This window comes from Arthrobacter sp. P1_C12_2, from assembly GCF_056406415.1.
In genome coordinates this window covers 1-17,459 of the sequence record NZ_JBFUAF010000031.1, presented here as the reverse complement: position 1 = coordinate 17,459, position 17,459 = coordinate 1, and the positions used below count along the sequence as shown (strand labels likewise).

Below are 17,459 nucleotides of genomic sequence, written 5' to 3'. Positions count from 1 at the left end.
GCCCTGCCTTAGAGGTTGATGGTTGGCTCTAGGCCCATCAGGACCCGGCCGTAGGCTTCTTTGCCGATTTCTGGGGTGACGAAGGCGTGCCGGGCGGCGATTTCGGAGTCGCGCCAGATCTGGTTCAGCACGTTGGCCTCGGCGAACGAGCCGGCACCGTTGGCGGTCATCAGCGCATCGATGGCATGCCCGATCAGTTCAGCGATGATGCCGGTGTCGTTGCGGATCCGGGCCCGGGTGGGCAGGTCAAGCTGCTTGCCGGCGTCGGCTGCCGTGTCGATGTCCAGGCACATCCGGTTCAACAGCAGTTCTGAGATGTGCAGGTTCGTGGCTGCCTTAGCCACGGCGAGCTGGTGGGTGGGTGAATTCTTGGCGTTGTCGTACATGGTGTAAGCGACCGGTTTGCCGGGCAGCTTCGCCAAGGTGATTTCCAGCGCATGCCGGGCCAGGCCGATCTGCGGGGCAATGAGGATTGCGGCTGCGACGGCATTGAAGGCAACGTTGGCCATGCGGTCGTCTTTGAACGGGGTGAGGAAATTTGAGCTCAGCATGTTGCTGAGGCGTTGTACGCGATGCTCGGGCACAAAATGATTTTCGACCACGATCGTGTCGCTGCCGGTGCCCTTCATCCCGGCGACGAACCAAGTCGGCTCGATGCTCCACGCCTCAGCCGGGACGAGGGCCAGCGCCATCGGGTCATCACCGTCAAGCAGGACACCAAGCGTTGCCCAATCAGCAGCAAAGGAACCGGAGGAATACGGCCACCTGCCACTGATCAGATAGCCCCCTTCAACCCGCTCACTCTTGCTGCCCGGGCTGAACGTGCCGGCCACCTTCGCCAACGGATTGCTCCCGAACACATCCTCCTGGGCCTGCCGGGAAAAGGTCGAGGCGAAACCGGTCCCGACCATCATCAGCGTCGTAACCCACCCGGTGGAACCATCCCCGCGGGAAATTTCCTTCGTTACCTCCACAGCAGTACGCAACGAAGCACCCATACCGCCGTATCGCTTAGGAACCAGCATCCGGAACAGCCCTGCACCTTCCAAGGCCGACACCACCTCCGGAGCCACGCGCCGGGCTTCAGAACCCTGCCCGGCGAACTCCCGGATCAACGGCACCAAATCAGTGGCACGAGCCACCAACCCAGCATTCGGAACATTGATATCTGACAATTCGGCGAGCGACGTCGCTGTCATGGTGCCTCTTTCGTAGTGGGATGTGTTGATGGATGGACCCCAAAAATCTTGGCGGCGAAACACAATTTCGACCTGTCCTCCTTTAGGTGAAGGGCAGATATGCCAAAGAAGCCTGGGCTGGTGTTAAGAATTGCTGTCCTCAGCGGGGAAGATCGCAGATGATCCGCTGGCTTGTGCATCAAGGCAGTCTGGCCAGAGATCCTTCGCGGTCCAGTGATCCGAAACAGCAAAGGAATCGCTGCAACCTTGGCCCGAATCAGAAATGCGGGCTGCGGGGCAATTGTCCGCACGGGTCCCGCCGGCGCCACGCCGGCACGTGGTTGTCGCTGCTACTCTGCGCCTCATCGCGCCTGGCCTTCCGCTTGCTTCAAAGTATCGTTCTGACTGCACCCAGTCTGGTCCCCTGGACCGGATCTAAAACGGGTCAGATGACCCAACCCGCTACGTGTATTGTTTTCTGCATCACAGGAGGGTTATGGGCACCGAAGCAGTAGTTTTTCGATCCACAGGGGGCCATAACCTGACGAGCTTTATTGGACGACGGCGAGAACTTGCCGATGCGCGCGAGCTGATGTCACGCTCCCGCCTCCTAACCCTTGCCGGTCCCGGCGGCGTCGGCAAGACCCGCCTCGCTGCGGAGCTGTCCTCACGGACACGGAAGGCCTTTCGCGACGGAGTGTGGACCGTTGAACTCGCGGCTCTGGATGACAGCGCCTTGGTCGGTTCCCAGATCGCCGCCGCCCTCCGACTCCCCGACCAGTCAAGCCGCTCTCCAACGGAGAGGATTTCGGACTACGTCCAGGAGCGACAGCTGCTTCTGGTCCTCGACAACTGCGAACATCTTCTGGATGCAGTATCAGCCCTGGCAGTCATGCTTTTGGACTTCGCACCAGAATTGCGTGTCATTGCAACGAGCAGGGAACCCTTGAGGATCTTTGGCGAGCAGGTTTACCAAGTACCGCCCCTCAGTGCCCCCGTTGTGTCAAACGGGCATGCGGGTGCGATTGAGGCCTTTGAATCTGTTCGGTTGCTGGTGGATCGGGCCCAAAGTGTGGACGCYGGGTTTGAAATCACTGACGGCAACCGGCTCGCCGTAGCCCGGCTATGCCAAATGCTCGACGGAATCCCGCTCGCAATCGAACTTGCTGCCGCGCGGCTGCGCTCCTTATCGGTTGTTCAGCTTGTGGAACGGTTGGACCGGCGTTTCGATATCCTCACGGGCGGAAGCCGGGCAGCGATTCCTCGGCAGCAAACGCTGAGGGCGCTCATCGATTGGAGCTATGAACTCTGCACGCGGGACGAGCAGCTGTTGTGGGCCAGGCTTGCAGTCTTTCCGGCCGGCTTCGATGTCGAGGCCGTGGAGGAGGTTTGCGGTTTCGGCCAGCTCAACAAACGGGATGTTCTTGACCTGTTGGATCATCTCGTCGCGAAGTCCCTGGTCGTTGCAGAAATCGTCATTGACGGACCCGTTGCTGGCGATCAGCGCAGACGGTACCGCCAGCTGATGACCTTCCGGGAGTACGGTGCAAACCTGCTTGAAAGCATCGGAGAATCTTCTGACTTGCGTCGTCGCCAGCGCGACCACTACCTCGGCAAGGCGTCTGAAACGGTAGCGCTCTGGTGCGGGCCGGACCAGGCAACCCGCCTCGCCGCGGCCAGGCGCGATCATACGAATATCCTCTCAGCGCTGGAATGGTCAGCGACCACGCCGGGAGAGGAACTAGCAGGGATGAATCTTGYGGCTCTGCTCAGGTACCACTGGATCGCCGGCGGCAACCTCAGCGATGGCCGCCGATGGCTCGACCGAATGCTGAGCCTGGACACGCACTGCACACCGGAACGTGGGGCTGCGCTGTGGGTAGCCGCCTGGGTATCCCTGCTTCAGGGGGACGGTGAAGCGGCGCAACAATATCTTGGGGAGTGCCGCGTTATCGCTCGTGACCTGGACCATCAGGTGCTGGCTGCTCATGTTGATCATTGGGAAGCTCTCAGAGAAGTCTTCGGGGGACGACTTGAGCACGCCATTGATCTCTTTCGTAACGCTGCTGCCGTCCATCACCGGGAAGGGGATAGTGCATCAGAACTTACCGCGCTTTTCCTTTTGGCCTGGGCGCAAATGTACGCCGGCCGGATAGAGGACGCCCTCGCAACGTGCCGGGAGGTCCTGGCTGAAAGCGGCAAACGAGGCGAGCGGTGGAGCCAGGCTTACGGGCACGCAGTCATGGGCCTCTGCCAGTGGCACCTGGGCCAACTCGATGAGGCCCGCTGCTCCCAGATCGCCGCGCTGGAAATTCAAGGCGACTTCCATGACGGGCTCTGCATTGCACTGACCATCGAGCAGATGTCATGGACCGCTGCCTCGAACGGGCGCTATGAATCAGCGGCAATTCTTTTTCACGCGGCACAGTCGGTATGGAAAGGAATTGGCACCACAATTTCTGCATTTGGTCCTCTTGAAACCGACTTCGAGCAGACTGCGGCCCAGGTACGGAACGAACTCGGGGAAGCCCGGTACCTGTCCATCCTCGACGGCCGGCCCGCGCTATCAATGGATCAGGCCGTGGAGGTCGCGTTGAACTCGGCGCGCGCCGCGTATGTAGCACCGCAGGCAGAAGGCTCCGCGGGTCACAAAAATTCTGCAGCCCACTGTACAGTCAAATCGGTGCTTGTGGATCCTTACAGCCAGCACGGGGGCCCGCAACTTACCGAACGGGAAGAGCAGGTTGCGGCCCTCGTTGCCCAAGGGCGGAGCAATAGGGAAATCGCCGCCGAGCTAGTGCTCTCGCACAGGACAATCGGTCGACACATCGAGCGGATGTTGGCCAAGCTGGGCTTCACCTCACGCACCCAAATCGCGTCCTGGGTCGTCGGCCGGATTAGGGCGGGGTAAACAATCCTGCCCTGCTGGGCATCGCCCGACTGTTGCAGTCCTCAGGCCAGGCTAACCACTTTCCTCGATGTGCAATCCCACCCATGGGTACGCCATCAGGTGCAGAGACGCCCCATACGGGTGAAAGTGTGGCGAGGGCGGATATGGGCTGTTCGGCGGAACTCGCCGCAGGTGCAGGATTCTTTCGAGATAGATGCCGATCTTGCCCATTTGGTACTCCTCATTGAGCGGGGCGGATTGTTTTGTCTCGCAGCGTAGCCGGGACCCGTCCTCGGTAAGGAACAGGTAACACAGGACTAAAACTGCGTCCGGAGCTTCTCCAAACGAGACTAGGTTTAGCTTGAGCCCTTTCGAACTATCACACAAATACGAATTATCGCTCGTTACCATACGTTCTCGATATGCCGGGCGCTGCCCCATGCCCTCATCGGATCGGGATGGCATTAGTGCGGTGCAATATTGAGCATTCAAAAAATGGATGTGTGGGACGAGCCCGATCATCTAGGCTGGTTCATGGCCCACCAAGGGATTCGACTCCCGTGACTATACTTCCTGACCGTTGTAATGGATGACGTTCGGTCGAGTTGCGCAGTGCGCCATCAGCACTCTGCCCAGTTCGTTGGCTTGGAGGGTGCCAGGAAAAGTGTCTGTATGGTCTTCAATTCTTTCCCAACCCACCCGAAGCAGATACGCGGCTGGAGTGTCGACACTTACCAACAGCTCAACGGAAAGGCATCCTTCTGCCTCGAGCAACAAACGCCTGACAGCCGCAAAGTCCACGAGGAACCCGGTTTCGGTTTCTGGATTTATCCGGAGGTCAGCATGTTCGTAGATCATCAGATCCTCTCATCAACTCAGGCATCTGCCAGCAGGCGTGTGCAGATCCGGCCCGCATTTAGGGCCCATTTCCCCGAACCTCGACGCAACGGCTGCCCTCGCCGCCACACTCCCCTGACCGTGTCTCGGCAGTGGAGTCTTAGGCGTCTAAATTGTTGGCAGAGCGTCCCCGGCGTAGTTTCAGCGGGGGACGCTCTGCCCTGTCACGACTCCACGGATACCGCGGCCTTGGCCCCTTCTTGCGTCTTGTCCTTGTAGCCACGAGCAGGCGCGAACAGTGCGAGGAGGCTGACCAGTCCGATGGCCATGACCAAGGCGGAGACGTATACCGGGTCGTTTCCGCCGCGGGCTGCCAGCAGGGCGGTGGCCGCGAGAGGGACGAGACCGCCGCCCAGAGTCGAGGACAATTGGTAGGCCAAGGAGGCACCGGTGTAGCGGGATTCGGCGCCGAACATTTCAGAGATGTATGCGGCGGTGGGCCCGTAAACCATAGCTTGGAGCACGGGGTTGCCAATCAGGAATGCCAGGAAGAGCAGCAGGAGGTTATCTGAGGCGACCATTAGCCAGATGGGGTGAATCATGAGGGTCATGCCGATCACGCCGGCCACCATGACCTTGCGACGGCCGATCCTGTCAGAGAGGGCTGCGAACATCGGGATCGTGAATACATGGATCACCTGGGTCGCGAGGCTGATCCATAGGACTTCGGAGCGGCTGTGGCCTGAAGCGACGGCGTACGGCACGGCAAAGGTGGCCAGCAGGGACTGGACGGCGAAGGCCATGATTGTTGCCAGGCAAGCGATGATGACGGCGCGCGGATACTTGGTGACCACCTCGAGGATCGGGTTTCGCCGACGCGCGTGAGACGAGGCTGCCTGTCGCTGAGCTTCAAGGAAGACCGGTGATTCGGCGACCTTGAGGCGAACGAACAGCCCAATGGCGACAAGGGCTGCGCTGAGGAGGAACGGCACCCGCCAGCCCCAGCTCATGAACGCTTCGTCGGGCATCATGCTGCACAGGCTGAACACGGCAGTTGCCAAGGCGGCACCCGCGGGGCCACCCATGTTGGCGAAACTGGCGGAAAAGCCTCGGCGTTCCCGCGTTGAATGCTCCATAGCCATCAGTGCTGCTCCGCCCCACTCGCCACCGACGGCTATACCCTGGATCACGCGCAGGACGATCAGCAGCAGGGGTGCCAGCTGACCTATGGCCGCCTGGGTCGGGATCAGCCCGATGCAGAAGCTCGCACCACCCATCATGAGCATCGTCAGGACGAGCATCTTCTTTCGTCCGAGGCGGTCTCCGAACGGGCCGAAGATCAGTCCGCCCAGCGGCCTGGCCAGATATCCAACGGCCAACGTCGCGAAGGATGCGATCATCCCCATTGCCGGAGACAGGTTTGCGAAGTAGAGAGGGGCAAACACCACGCTGGCGGCCAGGCCGTAGAGCAGGAAATCGTAGAATTCGATTGCGCTTCCCATAAAACTCGAAAAGAGTACCGATTTCATTCGGGCGCTGGTGGGCGTGTTGACTGACATTAAGACTCCTGAATTTGATGTCGCTGTATCGCTGGGATGATGCGACGTCTTATTGGTTTCGAACTTTCATTGAAAAAACTCATGGATCGCTTCGATATCGGATTAGCGCTCTTCAGCCACTTACCGACGCGCCTTTGGTCCCACTGGATGAGGCAGTTATGTCTGCAGGTTCCAGAAGGAGATTCGTTTGAAGGCCAGGACGAGGTCGCTGTGACAGACATCGCTCGACGCCCATTCTGGCTTTGGGCCCCACTATGGCTCGGAACGTGATGGACCGCGCTTTTTGTTAGATGCCGGATCCCACACTCCGCGGACTCGTGAAACAACCTTCCGGGTCGCTACCGCTCCGCCTTCCTCAGAAGCCGATGTACGGGCGGACCGGCATCGCGGCGCGAGCGTTCCTCGAGTCCGTCTCCCGGCGGTCAGTAGGCCATGAGTAAGATTTGGTCCCGGTCGTAGTCCAATCCTGGATGTACTTCGCTCAGGTGTGTACGTACCGAGCTGACGAGCTCGTCATCATCGGCGCCTTCCAGGAGGGAGCCGCAAGGGCAGGAAACATAGCGGCGTCTTTGGACAGTCACGGCACTGGCACCTCTCGGGCCGTGGACTCGAATCCCGAAGCAATACCGAGGGCGACGTCCCATGCGAGGGGTTGGCGGAGCTTCGCGCGCAATTGCACAAACTCCTGGCGCCGTTCGAAGGCCAGGACACCGGTGACGAGATCACCCTTGCGGAAGAGAAATAGCTCGCCGCCCTCGTTCCGGTTGAATACCACTTGCTCCCCTCCCAGCTGATGACCGGCCCACTGGACTCTTTGACCGTGCTGATCCGACCAGAAGAAGGGCACGTTCACGAAGGGAACGAGCGGCTCATCCTTGAGGTACTTCACGGCATTCAGTCCGGCTCCACGCCCCTGCTCCGCGGCGGTGGTCCAGTGCTCGATACGCATGGTGGCGTTGAATCGGGCGTTGGGCCAGCAGACGGCGTCGCCCGCAGCGAACACGCCCTCAACGGTATGGAGATACTCATCGGCGACGATGCCGTTATCCAGCGGGATTCCCGAGGAACCCAGCCAGGAAACGGCTGGCCGCACCCCGACTCCCACGACAATCACATCGGCTGCGACCTCGCGGCCGTCGCTGAGCTGCAAGAATCGGCTGCCATCTCGCTCGATCGTCCCAGTCGCTCCCACGCCGAAAAACGTTGCGACTCCCTTGTAACGGTGGAGCTCTTCGTAAACGCCGGAGACCTCTTCACCGAAACGGATCAAGGGGTGCACAGACAGGTCGATTAGCGAGACCTTGCGACCGTCGCTGATCAACGTCGAAGCGAATTCGCCACCGATGAAGCCGGCGCCGACGATGGCCACGGAGCGCTGACGATCTTCGACGGCTTGGCGCAGCGCCACCGAGTCGTCGAACCGGCGCAATACGTACACGTCCTGCTGGCCTCGGAACATCGGAGGCACGATCGGTTCGCAACCGGTCGTGATGATAGCGGCCCGGTACCTGACCTGGCCGGTATCAGTGGTGACGACCCGGCGCGCCGGATCGATGGCCGTGGCACGCTCCCCGAGACGGTAATGGACGCCCTTCTCTCGCAGTTCACGAGCGACCGGGTAGACGAGAGACTCGATATCGACGTGATCCTTCAAGGGAATCTTTGACAACGGCGGCAGCTCATAGGGCAGGTGAGCCTCCTCACTGATGATGGTGACGTCCAGTTCCGGGGCCTGCCGAGTAACGGTTTCGGCAGCACGCAGTGCTGCCGTGGATCCACCTATGATGACAACGTCGGTAGCGGTCTGGGGCATAGCCGTACTTCCTAACTGGATTCTGAGAGTTGAGAGTGGGTGTTCGTCATGATCGCGAGATCGCTCCCATCGGGCAGCAGAGGATGACTTCTTCGAGGTCGTCCTCGCGCTCATCCTCGACCTCGGAACGCAGCTGTTCGAGCGTGCCGTCCTGGTCGATCCGGAACACGTCGGGCATCAAAGCAGCGCAGGTGCCGTTGGCATCGCAACGTTGCAGGTCCACGTTGAGTTTGATCATGGGAAAGTCGCCCTTCGTCWGGATTATCAGGCCGAGCAGCCCTTACTTCTGAGAAGGAATGCGACGACCATGTCGGTGTTTCCTCTCCACCTTGCGACCATATGAGACATTTCACAAATACCAATATTGCGCCCTTCCCATCTATTTTATGTATGGCTGTTCGCGGTTCCTTGTACTCTCGCGGACCTGTCCGGTGAGCATGAGGGGGTGACAGTGCTTGAGAGTTCGCGGGGGCCGACTCGCGTGGAACAACGGCCATGCTGAGTCCCGTCGCCCGGAGGCGGCAGGCGACGTCCTCGTGAGACGAACTGCGGGTCGGGCTCCTGAGCACCTGTCGGACCACCCCGGTATCGGAGCCCGATGTCACGTGTGCCCCATCCCGGCGGCTCTGCTGCCGAGGGCCGAGGACCCCCAGCTGGCCCTTTCCCGTTCGGGCGGCTCTCGGATCGGTTGTTAGACGGTTTCGCCGTTGAGCGCGGCGGTGAGGAGGGCGCGGATGCCGTCGCCGGTGACCGCGCGCGGGTTAGCGTAGGGGTTGCGGGTGGCCTGTTCGACGACCGTCTCAACGTCGATGTCGGTGAGCCCGAGTTCGCGCAGGGACGCTGGCGCTCCGAGGTCCAGGCTCAGCTGGCGAAGGTAGCTGGCGGGTTCCTGCGCTCCTGTGGCGCGTTGCAGCGCGGCGATGGCCTCCGGCGCGTGTGCGGAGTTGTACGCCAGTGCGTAGGGCAGAACGACGGTATGCGTTTCGGCGTGCGGCAGGTTGAAGGTTCCGCCGAGGGTGTGGCAGAGCTTGTGGTGGAGGGACATGGTTGTGGCTCCCAGGGTGGCTCCGCAGAGCCAGGCCCCGTAGAGGGCGTCCGAGCGGGCCTCAATGTCGGCCGGGTTCTCTGCGATCTTCGGCAGCGCCTTGACCAGGGCGCGGGTGCCTTCCTCTGCCATGAGGGAGATGATGGGGGATCCGTCGGGCGCATACAGCGCCTCGACGGCGTGGGCGATGGCGTTGAATCCGCTGGTGACGGACATGCCCACGGGCAGGGTCAGGGTCAGTTCGGGGTCGTAGATGACGCTTGTGGGCAGCACCTTGGGATCGCGGCCGGTCTTTTTCTCTCCCTCGGCGGTGAGGCCCCAGATGGGAGTCATTTCGGAACCGGCGTAGGTGGTGGGTACCGCGATGATGGGGGCCCCGAACTCCAGTGCGATGGCCTTGCCCAGTCCGGTCGTGGAGCCGCCGCCCACAGCGACGTACCCGTCGGCCCCGGCGGCCTTGGCGACATCGCGTGCGCGGTGGGCAGATTCGACCGGAACGTGCATCTGGGCTTCGGGGTGCACGCCGGCGCTGAGCTCCCCGAGCTGATCTGAGACTTCCCGGGCCAGGTCCTCCTGGAAGGAGGTGGAGAGGACCAGTACACGCCGCAGGCCGAGGCGGCGGACTTCGTCGGGCAGTGACTTGAGCGAGCCGGTTCCGAAGGTGACGCGCATCGGCAGGGCCTGGTACTGGAAGTCCTTCATCGGACGATCTCCTTGACGGTCTCATTGCTATCTTCGTGGGGACGGGCTTCGGGGTGCAGGACGATGTCGATGACGCCTTCGACGAAGGGCGCCGCCACTCCGAGGGCCGCGGCCGCTTCGGGATCCGCGTTGGTGGTGAAGGGCTTGATGAGGCTTTCCTTTACCGCAAACACTGCGTCCGAGTCGATGTATTCGCTGCCGCCGACGAAGATGTGCGTGGTCAATTTCATGTAGTCGGGTGCGGCGACGATGAAGTGGATGTGGGCAGGGCGGTAGGGGCGCCTCTCGGTGGCGCGCAAAAGGTCGCCCACGGGTCCGTCGGTTGGGATCGGGTAGTAGCTGGGGATGACGCTGCGGAAGTAGAACTCGCCGTGTTCGTCGGCTGTGAACAGACCCCGCCCGTTGCCGATGGTTTGGATGCCGGGCTGTTGGACGTCGTAGAAGCCTTTGGTGTTGGCCTGCCAGACATCGATCCTGGCGCCGGGCACTGGTTCCCCGGTGACCGAAGTGATGCTTCCTCGGACGACGCACACGTCGCCCTCGCTCTCGGCAGAGATGTTTTCGCCCAGGACCCGTTCCGGTGACTGAACCATGTGAAAGGGGCCGAGGACTGTTGAATCTGTTGCGTCCGGGGTTTCTTCGTCGTTGATCGTCTCGACCAGCATCGAGACTCCGAGCACATCGGAGAGCAGGATGAATTCCTGCCGTACGTCGTCGCACTTCTGCCCGGTGGCGGTGAGGAAGTCGATAGCTGCTTCCCACTCCTGTATGCTCGGGGCCACTTCGCGGACGAACTCGTGAAGGTGGTGGGTGAGGCTTTCCAGCACGGCTTTCAGCCGTTGGTCGGGCGTGTTTTTGAAGCTGCCGACGACAGCGGCGGTGAGCGATTCAGGCCCCAGGTCTGTGGTCATGGTGGACGTTTCCTTAGGTCGGCTTTTGTAGGTGCGTCAGGATCCGGGGTGGAAGGCCGGAGCTGGGAAAAGGCGGGCCGCCCCAGCGTCCCCCGCAAACGCTTGGATGACGGGTAACCCGGGGTCGATCAGCGGCGACCGGCCCTTCTGGATCGGGATCCGCCAGGCGGTGCCGCAGCCGTCCCGGATGTTCTCCGGTGTTGTGCTGGCCGCCCAGTACCAGGCCTGACCAGTGACGAAAACTCATGTGATCGCAATCTTTTGATCATTCTGAGCTGCATCTTCTGTTAGAGCGCGAATGAAATCAGCCAGCGCAGCCGCGGCCTCGGCCGGCTGTTCCAGCGGGGTGAAGTGCCCACTGCCCTTGATAAGGACAAGCCGCGCATTAGGGAGCCGGTGTGCCAGGTCTTCGCTCAGCTTCGGCGGGGTGATGGTGTCCTCGTTGCTGCCCACTACGAGGGTGGGGCATGTGATGGTGTTCAGTTCCGCACGTCGGTCCGAACGGCCAAGGACGGCGCGCTGCTGGTCGACGAACACCCGCGGGCCGAGTTCTTTGGTCATCGCTGCCGCGAGGCGCTGGATCTCGGGAATGCCCCGTGATACGACCGGAGTCGTGCGATCGATTGCCCTCTGGAAGGCGCCGGATTCGACGAGGGAGATTAGGTCGATCGAGTTTTGTCGGCGGTCCTCAGGCGCGGCGACGGCCGAGGTGTTGAACAACGCCAGCGCCTTCACTCTACCGGTGTTCCGCAGTGCGATTTCAAGGGAGAGGTACCCGCCCATCGAGATCCCGACGAGGATGAATTCCTTGGGTGCTTTGGACAGAACATGGTCTGCCATTGCCTCAATTGTCTTCCCTTCACCGCGAATGACCGTGCAGTCGAACTCGGCGCCGAGTTCGTCAATGACCGGCTGCCACAGGCGGGAATCGGCACCCAGGGCCGGAAGCATAACTAGCTGGGGGTGTGTCACGGGGATTCTCGTTTCGATTGGTGGGTGGTGGTCAGGATGCGGCGCCGTCGACGTGCAGCACCGTGCCGGAGGTGAATGCGGCCGCCTCGGAGACGAGGTAGGCAACGGCTGCGGCAATCTCGTGTCCGGTTCCGGGTCTGCCCACGGGGATGGCGGCGGCGGTGGCGGCTCTGTCTTCCTCACCCATGGATTCGAACGAGTCGCGAACCCGGCCCGTGGTCGGGAGGACGAGGCCCGGGGCGATGGCGTTGACGGTGATTCCGGTACTGCCGAGGTCCTTGCCGAGCTGCTTGGTGAGGCTGACGATGCCTCCCTTGGAGGCAGCGTAAGCCAGACGGGCCCCCACGGTTCCGGAAGGGCCATCGAGGCCGTCGGCGACGAGGGAAGAGAAGTTTACGATGCGCCCATAGCCGCGCTTCAACATGATCGGAACGGCGTGCTGGGCGCACAGGAACGTGCTGGTCAGGTTGCTTTCCACCACGGAGCGCCAGATTTCCCCGCTGAGTTCGGATAGATCGCGCACTATTGCGGTGCCGCTGCCTCCAGCTGCGCTGACGAGCGCATCGATTCGCCCGAACTCGTCTTCGATACGATTGAATGCTTTGTTGACGATGGATTCGTCGGACAGGTTCCCAGCTATGGTAAGGACCTTGAGACCGGGGAACCTGGCACCAAGCCGGTCCACTGCGGTTTCCAGTGCCGCCTTGGAGACATCAAGCAGTGCAAGGTCGAATCCGTCATCCGCGAGATGATCCGCGATGTCGTTGCCAAGACCACCCCCACCGCCGGTGATCACGGCGACCGGTCGCTCGTTCACGTGCCTACTCATCTGTCCTCCTTGGCCGTGAACTTCACGGCGTTTTTTCTCGATCTACCGTCGAGGTTTTTGATTGCATGCATGCCGTTAACGGCAGGTCACGGTGCGCCGGCAGAGCTGCTTGTCGGGATCGTGCTTACGCATTCAGGCCGGCGCGCGAGAATGGCTTGTGCACGAAGCAGCACGGGGGCATCGACCATTTGCCCGTCGACTTTGACCACAGCTTCTCCCCCCTTGGTGGACTCCACGACGCGCCGTGCCCACGTGATCTCGTCATCGCTGGGACGGAAAGCGCTGTGTGTCACGGCGACCTGACGCGGATGTATGAGCAGCTTCCCGGACATCCCCAACTCGAGAGCGGCGTGCAGGTCATCGTTTAGCAAAGAGTCGTCGTCGAGTTTTGAGGTCACGCCGTCCAGCGGACCGGGGAGGCCCTGCGAGCGGGAGGCAAGGACCAACAGCGATCGAGCCATCAGCATTGCGCGCTGGTTCGGCTGGGCCGCGATGTCCGCAGCCAGGTCGAGCTCTCCAAACGCCAACCGGGCCACTCCGGGGACACTTGCCAAAGAATTGGCCGCCAGGACGCCGGAAGCCGATTCGATCAGCGCGATCACGGGCCGCTCCACCGCCTCGGAAATCCTTAACAGAGCATCTGGGTTCTCGGCCTTCGGGACCATCACTCCGAGAAGACCGGGAAGCCCCGTCAAAGCCTCGAGGTCCTCGTCCCGTCCGATCCGTACCAGAGCATGACCCGTTCCTGACAGCCAGGCAGTGACCGCTTGCAGTGCCGCGTCTTTGTTCTCTGCGCTGACAGCGTCTTCCAGGTCGAGGACGACCACATCGGTCCCGGAGGCCACGGCCTTCGAGAACCTCTCGGGCCGGTCTCCCGGAACGAAGAGAAACGAACGAGCGCTTTGGAGTGTGACCACAGGATCCTGAATGCTTAGCGGTCTCATGTGGTTTCCAGCACCCCGAACTCGGTCAAAACCCGCTCAGTGTCCTCTCCCACGTCGGGGACACGGTTCATTACCGGTTCCTGCCCCACGAAGGTCGCCGGCGGAATCAGTGCCCGCAAGGGTCCGGCTGGTGAATCATATTCCCGCCATCTGTTGCGTGCCGCCAGCTGGGGGTGGTCCGCAAACCCCTGCATGTCGCGTAGCAAGGCGTTCGCGATGCCGGCGTCCTCGAGCAAGTCCACGACCTCATCTGCAGTGTGCCGGGCAAGGGCCTGCTCGATCACCGAGGTAAGGTCCATGGAGTGCTCAACACGCAGGGAATTGCGGACGAAGCGTTCGTCCTCGGCCACTTCTCGACGGCCGAGGACCCGATCGCAGAAAGTAGCCCACTCACGTTCGTTTTGGATGCCTAAGAAGACCTGCTTCGAGTCGCCGCAAGTGAAGGGACCGTAGGGGGCGATGGCAGCGTGCGAGGCGCCTGTGCGTTTCGGCGCGGCCCCACCGTACACGGCATAGTTCATCGGGAAGCCCATCCACTCCCCCAGCGCCTCGAGCATGGATAACTCGATGGTGGCTCCCTCCCCGGTCTGCTGGCGTTGGATCAGGGCAGTGAGGATGCCTGAGTATGCGTACATGCCAGAGGCAATATCCGCAATCGAAATACCGACCTTGGAGGGGGTTGCGTCGGTGCCGGTGATGGAAACCAGGCCGGCTTCGCACTGCACAAGCAGGTCGTAGGCCTTCTTCGATGAATACGGGCCGTCGGCGCCATAACCGGAGATCGAGACGTGAATCAGCTCAGGACGCTCGCCACGCAGAGCTTCAGCGCCGAGCCCAAGACGCTCTGCCGCACCGGGAGCCAGGTTCTGCACGAACACATCCGCGCTGCGCACCAACTCGTGAACGGCATGATTGCCCTCCGGGCTCTTCAAATCCAGTGCCACCGATTCTTTAGACCGGTTCAACCAGACAAAGTGGCTTGCCATGCCCTTGACGGTTTCGTCGTATCCGCGGGCAAAGTCGCCCGGACCGGGCCGCTCGATCTTGATGACCCGAGCGCCCAGATCGGCAAGTTGGCGCGTTGCGAACGGCGCGGCGACTGCTTGTTCGAGCGAGACGACGGTGATGCCGCTCAGAGGAAGCATGTAAAGACTCCTGACGTGATGATGCCGGATGGCTGGCTGTTTCGGTGATGCTGGAAGAAAGTCTTAGACCCGCATCAGCGAGGGCGTCTCCAGCGTTTTAGTGAAGTAGAGGACCTCCGCGGCGAGCTCAGGATCGGCGCTCATGCGCCGGAACACCTCCAGGTCCTTGTCCCTGCGGACCGGATCCGACGAGTGAAAGATCAACTGTTTGTTGGCCGTGGCGCGGGGACTGGCTTTTGTTATGAAGGCGGTGCGGCGCAAATCCGCGTACGCATCGAGGACGGAATCGTCCGCCTGCCCGGAGATCACGGCGCCCAGGGCCTCGTTGAGAACATAGGAGTCGAACAGACCCATGGTCAGTCCGAAGCCGCCCGTGGGATTCGTGGCGTGAGCGGCGTCGCCGGCCAGCAGGACTCGGCCGACGCGGTACGTGGGAGCGCTGCGCTGATGCATGCGGTAGGGGGCAATGGCGTCCAGCGTCGTGCCCGCGGCCACCTCGGGGCCGAAGATCTGCTCCAGGAAGCGCGGGAGCCGTTCGACGACCCCTTCTTCGGGCAGGACGGCGTCTTCCATGTATGTGTAGCGCCACAGGCCGTGCGGACCCGAGTTGTCGATTTTTACGATGATCGCCCCGAAGACGTCGTCGACATAGAACGTGGTCTGGGCCCAGCCCCTACGGTCGTCAGGGAACCGGATGTTGGCGGCAACGAACCGCTCGGGCCACGTGAATCCCTCGAACGGAAGATCCAGGGCGTTCCTGACAGCGGAGCTTGCACCATCGGCTGCGATAAGCCACGGAGCGCGCAACTTCACGGGATTTCCCTCGTGTTCCGCGGTGACGGTGACCACTTCGCGGTCCTGCGTGACCCCGGTGACCTTGTGTCCCCAGAGCACTCGCACATTCGGGAACTGCTCGAGGTGGCGCAAGATGATCTTGGCCAACGCATCCTGGCCCAGGTGGAGGTTATAGGGGTGAGTGACGCGGCCCTCCAGCGCCTGCAGGCCGTAGTTGATGGTTTCTCCCGTGTCCCGGACGTAATGGGCATAGTCCTGCTTGAGGAAACCGGCTTGGGTAGCGTCTTCGAAAAGGCCGAGCCGTTCAAGCCCGTCCAGAGTGGACCAGTGGTAGAGGATGGCCCGGGGGGCGTCCTGTGGCTCCGATGCGCGTTCGACGACGGTGACGTCGAGTCCCTGCTGTGCCAGGCCCAGCGCATTGAGCAGACCCGTAGGACCGGCTCCGGCCACGATCACCTGCTGCTGGTATGTCATGTTGCCTCCGTTGTGGACGTGCTTAGAAAGTTGAGCGTGGCCGCCCTCACATCAACCGTCACCCAGATCGAGTCATACATCAAATACCAATTTGTAGCGGTTCCCATATGCTAAATGCATGGATCTTCGGAATGTTCGCTATTTCATCGCCGTTGCTGAGAACGGCTCTATCACCGAGGCGTCCCACGCCCTGCGCATCTCGCAGCCGCCGTTGAGCATGGCGATGGCCAAACTCGAGAAGGAGGTCGGAGTGACATTGTTCGAGCGCAAGCCCCGCGGCATCGAACTAACGTCCGCCGGCGAGTACCTTCACCACGCCGGTCAGCGCCTGCTCGCCGAGGAGCGCAGAATCGCGGACACGCTGCGATCCATGGGCCAAGGGCTCGCTGGCGAACTCAAGTTGGGGTGTGAACCGATGTGCCTGTGGCGGATCGGCAGCACCAAGATCTCTGAATTCCTCTCGATTTACCGCAACGTGACGCTGGATCTGACCGACGCCAATCCCAAGGTGCAGTTGGACCGGCTCGCCGACGGCACCCTGGACTTGGCGATCATGCCGGTCGTGGCCGAGGAGCCGCTCCAACCTATCAACGGGGTGCATTTCGACGTGAAGATTGTTGAYGAGCTTCCACTGACTCTTATCGCACCCAAGTCCTGGGGGCTCGATGAGACCACGCCACTCGATGTGGCGACGCTGGCCGACGCTACCTGGATCCTGCCCGCCCGAATCCCGGGGGTACGCATCCTGTGGCGGATCTGGTCCGACAAGTTCGCGTCGACGGGGGCGAATCCGACAGGGGTTATTCCGGTGCCCACGGTCATGACTGCGGCGCAGTTGGTCGGTGCTGGGGTGGGCGTATCTCTTTCCAGTTTAGAGATGGCCCGGCTCCACCCCGACGTCGCCCAAATCCCGGTAACCGGGGGGTGGCCGAACGTGCCAATTGCAATCGTGAGGCGAAGGGAAGGAGTCGTGACTCCAGTCGCCGAGCGGTTCGCGGCACTGTTTTTCGACGATCAGATCCCGGTCGACCCACACGTACCTGCCTCGCCATAACAGTGGCTGTGACCTATGGCATATCTGAAATAGATGGGTAGGGCCCGATATTGGTATTTGTGAAATGTCTCATGCGCCCGCAAGGTAGACCATGAACGACACGGCCGATCGCGTCCCTTCTCAGAAGTAAGGGCTGCTCGGCCTGATAATCCTGACGAAGGGCGACTTTCCCATGATCAAACTCAACGTGGACCTGCAACGTTGCGATGCCAACGGCACCTGCGCTGCATTGATGCCCGACGTGTTCCGGATCGACCAGGACGGCACGCTCSAACAGCTGCGTTCCGAGGTCGAGGATGAGCGCGAGGACC

Annotated in this window: 16 protein-coding genes; 4 read left to right on the top strand and 12 right to left on the bottom strand. The window is 61.6% G+C overall.

Going from position 1 to position 17,459, the window contains the following annotated elements:
* Positions 1 to 8 precede the first annotated feature (8 nt).
* Positions 9 to 1,199, bottom strand: coding sequence for an acyl-CoA dehydrogenase family protein (locus AC1DZQ_RS21675; RefSeq protein WP_476952658.1), 1,191 nt, complete (start codon positions 1,197 to 1,199; stop codon positions 9 to 11).
* 475 nt (positions 1,200 to 1,674) lie between these two features.
* Here AC1DZQ_RS21675 and AC1DZQ_RS21670 point away from each other — a divergent pair, with 475 nt between their 5' ends.
* The gene (locus AC1DZQ_RS21670) at positions 1,675 to 4,089 is read left to right on the top strand and encodes an ATP-binding protein (RefSeq protein ID WP_476965436.1); all 2,415 of its coding nucleotides are present in this window, start codon (positions 1,675 to 1,677) and stop codon (positions 4,087 to 4,089) included.
* A gap of 543 nt (positions 4,090 to 4,632) precedes the next feature.
* Here AC1DZQ_RS21670 and AC1DZQ_RS21665 read toward each other — a convergent pair.
* The 6 genes from AC1DZQ_RS21665 to AC1DZQ_RS21640 form a co-directional block, all read right to left on the bottom strand.
* Positions 4,633 to 4,926: an antibiotic biosynthesis monooxygenase family protein gene (locus tag AC1DZQ_RS21665; protein WP_476869430.1), complete on the bottom strand. Its 294-nt coding sequence runs from the start codon at positions 4,924 to 4,926 to the stop codon at positions 4,633 to 4,635.
* A gap of 203 nt (positions 4,927 to 5,129) precedes the next feature.
* Entirely contained in the window at positions 5,130 to 6,407 is a 1,278-nt protein-coding gene (locus AC1DZQ_RS21660) for an MFS transporter (protein ID WP_476965435.1), read from the bottom strand.
* Between the two features lie 634 nt (positions 6,408 to 7,041).
* Positions 7,042 to 8,277 carry an NAD(P)/FAD-dependent oxidoreductase gene (locus tag AC1DZQ_RS21655; protein WP_476952656.1) on the bottom strand — a complete coding sequence of 412 codons (1,236 nt, stop codon included), beginning with the start codon at positions 8,275 to 8,277 and terminating at the stop codon, positions 7,042 to 7,044.
* A gap of 46 nt (positions 8,278 to 8,323) precedes the next feature.
* Positions 8,324 to 8,515, bottom strand: a complete 192-nt coding sequence (locus AC1DZQ_RS21650) for a ferredoxin (protein WP_476869418.1) — start codon at positions 8,513 to 8,515, stop codon at positions 8,324 to 8,326.
* 453 nt (positions 8,516 to 8,968) lie between these two features.
* A complete protein-coding gene (locus tag AC1DZQ_RS21645; protein ID WP_476945599.1) occupies positions 8,969 to 10,024 on the bottom strand; it encodes a maleylacetate reductase in 1,056 nt (351 codons plus the stop codon).
* Entirely contained in the window at positions 10,021 to 10,935 is a 915-nt protein-coding gene (locus tag AC1DZQ_RS21640) for a dioxygenase family protein (RefSeq protein WP_476869426.1), read from the bottom strand. The genes AC1DZQ_RS21645 and AC1DZQ_RS21640 overlap by 4 nt, the downstream gene beginning before the upstream one ends.
* A 106-nt stretch (positions 10,936 to 11,041) precedes the next feature.
* On the opposite strand from AC1DZQ_RS21640, the gene AC1DZQ_RS21635 reads away from it, so the two are divergent.
* Positions 11,042 to 11,164 (top strand): hypothetical protein, encoded by a 123-nt coding sequence (locus AC1DZQ_RS21635; RefSeq protein WP_476869425.1) that lies wholly within the window; start codon positions 11,042 to 11,044, stop codon positions 11,162 to 11,164.
* A gap of 14 nt (positions 11,165 to 11,178) precedes the next feature.
* On the opposite strand, the gene AC1DZQ_RS21630 is transcribed toward AC1DZQ_RS21635, so the two are convergent.
* The 5 genes from AC1DZQ_RS21630 to AC1DZQ_RS21610 form a co-directional block, all read right to left on the bottom strand.
* A complete protein-coding gene (locus AC1DZQ_RS21630; protein WP_476869424.1) occupies positions 11,179 to 11,886 on the bottom strand; it encodes an alpha/beta fold hydrolase in 708 nt (235 codons plus the stop codon).
* Positions 11,887 to 11,938: 52 nt separating this feature from the next.
* On the bottom strand, positions 11,939 to 12,736 hold the full coding sequence (locus AC1DZQ_RS21625) for an SDR family oxidoreductase (protein ID WP_476869423.1): 798 nt from the start codon (positions 12,734 to 12,736) through the stop codon (positions 11,939 to 11,941).
* Positions 12,737 to 12,822: 86 nt separating this feature from the next.
* A complete protein-coding gene (locus tag AC1DZQ_RS21620; RefSeq protein WP_476965434.1) occupies positions 12,823 to 13,653 on the bottom strand; it encodes an HpcH/HpaI aldolase/citrate lyase family protein in 831 nt (276 codons plus the stop codon).
* A 23-nt stretch (positions 13,654 to 13,676) separates the two neighbouring features.
* Entirely contained in the window at positions 13,677 to 14,825 is a 1,149-nt protein-coding gene (locus tag AC1DZQ_RS21615) for a CaiB/BaiF CoA transferase family protein (RefSeq protein WP_476952653.1), read from the bottom strand.
* A 63-nt stretch (positions 14,826 to 14,888) separates the two neighbouring features.
* Positions 14,889 to 16,094, bottom strand: a complete 1,206-nt coding sequence (locus AC1DZQ_RS21610) for an FAD-dependent oxidoreductase (RefSeq protein WP_476869420.1) — start codon at positions 16,092 to 16,094, stop codon at positions 14,889 to 14,891.
* A 118-nt stretch (positions 16,095 to 16,212) separates the two neighbouring features.
* Between AC1DZQ_RS21610 and AC1DZQ_RS21605 the strand changes: the two genes are divergently transcribed.
* Positions 16,213 to 17,148 (top strand): LysR family transcriptional regulator, encoded by a 936-nt coding sequence (locus tag AC1DZQ_RS21605; protein ID WP_476945594.1) that lies wholly within the window; start codon positions 16,213 to 16,215, stop codon positions 17,146 to 17,148.
* 172 nt (positions 17,149 to 17,320) lie between these two features.
* The coding region (locus AC1DZQ_RS21600; RefSeq protein ID WP_476965439.1) for a ferredoxin at positions 17,321 to 17,459 on the top strand (139 nt) is incomplete at its 3' end.

Coding starts and splice junctions, on each gene's coding strand:
- AC1DZQ_RS21675 (WP_476952658.1), bottom strand. CDS start 1,199: ATGACAGCGACGTCGCTCGCCGAATTGTCAGATATCAATGTTCCGAAT.
- AC1DZQ_RS21665 (WP_476869430.1), bottom strand. CDS start 4,926: ATGATCTACGAACATGCTGACCTCCGGATAAATCCAGAAACCGAAACC.
- AC1DZQ_RS21660 (WP_476965435.1), bottom strand. CDS start 6,407: ATGGGAAGCGCAATCGAATTCTACGATTTCCTGCTCTACGGCCTGGCC.
- AC1DZQ_RS21655 (WP_476952656.1), bottom strand. CDS start 8,277: ATGCCCCAGACCGCTACCGACGTTGTCATCATAGGTGGATCCACGGCA.
- AC1DZQ_RS21650 (WP_476869418.1), bottom strand. CDS start 8,515: ATGATCAAACTCAACGTGGACCTGCAACGTTGCGATGCCAACGGCACC.
- AC1DZQ_RS21645 (WP_476945599.1), bottom strand. CDS start 10,024: ATGAAGGACTTCCAGTACCAGGCCCTGCCGATGCGCGTCACCTTCGGA.
- AC1DZQ_RS21640 (WP_476869426.1), bottom strand. CDS start 10,935: ATGACCACAGACCTGGGGCCTGAATCGCTCACCGCCGCTGTCGTCGGC.
- AC1DZQ_RS21635 (WP_476869425.1), top strand. CDS start 11,042: ATGACGGGTAACCCGGGGTCGATCAGCGGCGACCGGCCCTTCTGGATC.
- AC1DZQ_RS21630 (WP_476869424.1), bottom strand. CDS start 11,886: ATGCTTCCGGCCCTGGGTGCCGATTCCCGCCTGTGGCAGCCGGTCATT.
- AC1DZQ_RS21625 (WP_476869423.1), bottom strand. CDS start 12,736: ATGAGTAGGCACGTGAACGAGCGACCGGTCGCCGTGATCACCGGCGGT.
- AC1DZQ_RS21615 (WP_476952653.1), bottom strand. CDS start 14,825: ATGCTTCCTCTGAGCGGCATCACCGTCGTCTCGCTCGAACAAGCAGTC.
- AC1DZQ_RS21610 (WP_476869420.1), bottom strand. CDS start 16,094: ATGACATACCAGCAGCAGGTGATCGTGGCCGGAGCCGGTCCTACGGGT.